This is a genomic window from Actinospica durhamensis (assembly GCF_018139695.1).
In the GTDB taxonomy this organism is placed as follows: Bacteria; Actinomycetota; Actinomycetes; order Streptomycetales; family Catenulisporaceae; genus Actinospica; species Actinospica durhamensis.
Map to the genome: position 1 here is coordinate 1 of NZ_JAGSOG010000448.1, position 4,009 is coordinate 4,009.

A 4,009-nucleotide genomic window follows, 5' to 3' on the forward strand; every position below is an offset into this window, starting at 1 on the left:
CCACCGCGAGAATCCGCCACCGCCCCACCGCGACCGGCTGGCGCACCGGCTCCTCGGCCCCGTCGGCCGCGAACACCGGCCCGTTCTCGAACAGGAGCTCCGCGCGCGGTGCGGTGGTGGTGCTGGTGCTGGTCATCAGGATCTGGCTCTCTCGGTGCGGTGCTGCGGGCTGGGCCGGCGTGGGACGCACCCTACCGATACCGCTCTCCTGCCCACGCGAACACCCCCGCCGCCCGCGCACGCGGCGTGTCGTGAGACCGGGTTTCGCGGGTGACGTGGCCGCGCGGGTCAGTGTCCGGGCGTGACCCGCTCGATGCGTTCGAGATCGCCGCGAATCAGGTCGTCGTGCGCGATCGCGAAATCCCCGTTGGGCAGCACGTGGGCGAATCGCTCGCCGCGTACCTCCGTGGGCAGGAACGCACGCAGCTCATGCCGGATCTGACCGGCCTGGCTGTATCTGACCGGCTCGCCCCACTCGCTCGCGGCACGGTCGGTGGCGAGCACGACCGTGTGGTCCGCGCGGACACTCGCCCGCAAGTCCGGTGCCGAACCGGTGTGGCAGTCGATGGCCGGCAGCACCAGCCGTTCCTCGTCCAGCGGCCGGTACCACAGCAGCAGCGGCTTGGCCTGCCTGGCCTCGGTGTTGTCGAAGCAGCACAGCGCCACCGGGTGGCGGGGAAAACAGTCCGCGTAGAACTCGAGCAGTTCGCCGCTGATCGTCGGGCGCTTGTGCTCCGGCACGCGGTCGAGCGCACGCGCGATGTCGGTGGCGCGCTCGGCCAGCACCACCGTGTAGATGTCGTGCTCGAACACCTCCACCCGGCCGCCGTCCATCCAGTCCGGCGCCACGCCGAGTCCGCGTCCCAGCGCCGGCACAGGCACCGCCGCGGCCGCCATGTCCCGCAGGATCCGGTCGCAGCGTCCTACTGACAGGAACTGAGCCGAGGTGACCTCGCGCGCGGCCAGGTGCAGGAGCATCGCATTCGGCCCGGCCGCCCGATTGACCGCCCTGTTCTGATACCCCAGCACCTCCACCCGGCCGTGCACCGGATGTGAGCGCCGCCCAGCGAACAGGGTCGTCCCGAAAAGAGTGGCGGCACCCGAGGAAACGCACATGCCGCATAGCGTATCCAGCCGGCGCCCGGCGGTGTCGGGGGGCCTGGATACGCCCGACGGGACATGCAGGGGCCTGATAGGGACTGATATGTGATGACAGGAGGCCCGTGGTGGGCGGGGCCGGCTGGGAATATCTGACCCCGTACAAGGTCAGCGTGGAGGCCTCGCTGGCGGCGCTGCACGAGGCGGTTTTCGCGCAGGATCGGCGGTTGCGCAGGTATCGCAGCCTCGCGGAGCTGTGGGCGGATGAGGAGTTCGTGGCGGAGGAGGGGACGCACTCGATCCTGGACCATCCACCACGTCGTGGAGACCACCGAGACCCCGGACCCGCGCACGGGCCGGGACTACCGCACACTGCTGCGGCCGATGGCGCCGGAGCAGCTGATGCACTACTTCGGGACCGAGACGCCCACGGCGTGGCAGTTCCGGGCCAGGCTGGCCGAGTCGCCGGCAAACAGCGGCAAGCCTCCGGGTCAAGGTACGCGGACACTGTGTGACGAGTGCGAGATGCGTTGGACGGCGCTCTACGCGATCTTGTACGAATACGGCGTGCCGACACAGCTGGGCATCTTCGGATCGTCGGGGGGCTGACGGCGTATCCGGCGTACTCGCCGCGTCGCCGCGTCGCCGCGTCGCCGCGTCGCCGCGTCGCCGTGTCGCCGTGTCGCCGCGTGTCAGTGCACTGTCTGTCGGATGGTCTCGCGCAGCCAGCGTTGGGCCGGGTCGGCGTCCAGGCGGGCGTGCCAGGACAGGCGGATGTCGGGTTCGGGGAGCGGGGCGGGGATGGCGAAGGGGTGCAGGCTCAAGGCCGGGCCGTGTTCCTCGGCGAGGCGTTCCGGGATCAGACCGACGTAGCGGCCGGAGGCGACCATGAGCGCGGCGGCGGCGAAGGTGGGCACGACGGCGGCGACGTGGCGGCGCAGGCCGGCCGCCTCGAGTGCGTCGTCGAGCGGACCGCGGGCGCGGCCGCGGCGTGAGGCCGAGACGTGCGGGTGGTCGCAGAGCTCGGCCAGCGTCGGCTTTCGGCGACGGCCCAGCGGATGGTCCGTGCGCACGATGCCCACCAGCCGTTCGTGGTAGAGCACTGCGGTACGCAGATCCGGCGCGGTGACGTCGCCGGCGCCGATGTCGAGGTCGATGGAGCCGTCGCGCAGGGCCTCGACGCTCTCGGTGCCCTCCGCGACGAACCGCAGCGTCACGTGCGGGGCGGCGGCCGAGGCGGCGTTGATCACCGCCGGGGCCAAGGTGGCCACGATGCCCTCGTTGATGCGGATCGTGAAGGTCCGGGCCAGTTCGGCGGGGACGACCTCGCGGTCGGCGCTGATCAGCGCGGCCGCCTCGTCCAGCAACGCGCGTACCCGCGGGGCCGCGCGCAGGGCGAACGGAGTGGGGGCCATGCTGCGTCCGGCGCGCACCAGGATCGGATCCGCCATGGCGCGGCGCAGTCGGCCCAGCGCGCGGCTGGTCGCCGGGATGGACAGGTGCAGCCGCTCGGACGCCGCCGTGACGCTGCTGTCCTGAAGCAGGGCGTCGAACACGCGCAGCAGGTTCAGGTCGAGCGCTTCGGGCGCCGGAGTCGGGGTCGGCATAGTTGCATCGTACGCAAGGGACCTTTATCCAAGTTGCGTGGCACGACATGTGGGCCCGTTCCTATCGTTCTGATCGATGCGCGAGGGACGCGCGTCGAAGGGAGACGGGAACCATGCCAGAGGACTCCTTCGAGGCCGAAGTGACGGCGTTTATCCTGGTGAAGACGACCAGGGAATGGCTCGATCTGACCGTGGAGCAGCGGGTCGAGGCGCTCACCACCGAGGTGATGCCGGCGATCCGGCGCAGGACGAGCGGGGTGCGCTCGCGCTTCTTCGACACCGAGTTCTACTCCGCGCGGGTGACCGACGTGTGGGTGTGGGAGGCGCGCGACCATCAGGCGTACCAGCTGCTCATCGACGCGCTGCGGGAGACGCCGTTCTGGGACCGGTACTTCGAGGTCGTCGAGATCCTGGTCGGCGTCGAGAACGGCTATGCCCGCAACTACGGCGTCGAAGCCGTCACCACCATCCAGACCTGACAAGAGACTTGACACGAAGGGAGGCACGCCATGCGCGTGTTCGTCACCGGGGCGAGCGGCTGGATCGGCTCGGCCACCGTCGAGGAACTGGTGTCGGCCGGGCACGAGGTGACCGGCCTGGCCCGCTCGTCGAAGTCCGCGGCCGAGATCGAGGCCAGGGGGGCCGCGGTGCTGCGCGGGGACCTCGACGATCTCGACGCGCTGCGGCTCGGCGCGGCCCGGGCCGAGGGCGTCGTGCACCTGGCCAACAAACACGACTGGGGCGACCCGGCCGAGTCCGACCGGGCGGAACGGGCCGCGGTCGAGGCCATGCTCGAGGTGCTCGCCGGAACCGACCGGCCGTTCCTCATCGCCAATGGCCTGTCCGGGCTGGTCGAGGGACGTGCGGCGATGGAGGCCGACGCGTCGCCCGAGGTCGGGCCGTCGGCCGATCGCGGCGGCAGCGAGAACCTGGCGCTGGACTTCGCCGAGCGCGGGGTACGTGCGGTCCCGGTCCGGTTCGCGCCGTCGGTACACGGCCCGGGCGACTGGGGCTTCGTGAAGCTCCTGGCCGACATCGCCCGGGACCTAGGCAGTGTTGGTGAATCTGACCATCTATTAATCTCTATGTACGGTCTCTGTGTCCGGGTCATTCCGGGCACAGAGACCGTAGCCAGATCAGTGCGCTGACCAGCTCGATTCCGCCTTGGTAGCGGTCGGGGAGCTTGTCGTAGCGGGTCGCGATGCCGCGCCACTGCTTGATCCGGTTGTTGCATCGTTCGATCAGGTTGCGGCGCTTGTACAGTTCGGCGTCGAATGCGGGGGGCCGCCCGCCTTTCGGGCCCT

General features: G+C 70.5%; 4 protein-coding genes and 2 pseudogenes. 3 read left to right on the forward strand and 3 right to left on the reverse strand.

Translation table 11 applies throughout. The features are described 5' to 3' along the window. Nucleotides 1–288: 288 nt before the first annotated feature. On the reverse strand, nucleotides 289–1,116 hold the full coding sequence (locus KDL01_RS39580) for a hypothetical protein (protein WP_212533867.1): 828 nt from the start codon (nucleotides 1,114–1,116) through the stop codon (nucleotides 289–291). A 303-nt stretch (nucleotides 1,117–1,419) separates the two neighbouring features. Between KDL01_RS39580 and KDL01_RS39585 the strand changes: the two genes are divergently transcribed. Next, nucleotides 1,420–1,707, forward strand: a complete 288-nt coding sequence (locus KDL01_RS39585; protein WP_212533868.1) for a hypothetical protein — start codon at nucleotides 1,420–1,422, stop codon at nucleotides 1,705–1,707. A gap of 83 nt (nucleotides 1,708–1,790) precedes the next feature. Here the strand turns inward: KDL01_RS39585 and KDL01_RS39590 are convergent, their stop codons facing one another. Then, complete coding sequence (locus KDL01_RS39590) at nucleotides 1,791–2,705, reverse strand: LysR family transcriptional regulator (RefSeq protein WP_212533869.1); 915 nt, start codon at nucleotides 2,703–2,705, stop codon at nucleotides 1,791–1,793. A 47-nt stretch (nucleotides 2,706–2,752) separates the two neighbouring features. Between KDL01_RS39590 and KDL01_RS39595 the strand changes: the two genes are divergently transcribed. Then, a complete protein-coding gene (locus tag KDL01_RS39595) occupies nucleotides 2,753–3,184 on the forward strand; it encodes a darcynin family protein (RefSeq protein ID WP_281415844.1) in 432 nt (143 codons plus the stop codon). Between the two features lie 30 nt (nucleotides 3,185–3,214). Further along, nucleotides 3,215–3,766 (forward strand): annotated as a pseudogene (locus tag KDL01_RS39600) (NAD-dependent epimerase/dehydratase family protein); the annotation flags it as partial. Nucleotides 3,767–3,812: 46 nt separating this feature from the next. Here KDL01_RS39600 and KDL01_RS39605 read toward each other — a convergent pair. Next, nucleotides 3,813–4,009: pseudogene (locus tag KDL01_RS39605) on the reverse strand (IS5/IS1182 family transposase); the annotation flags it as partial.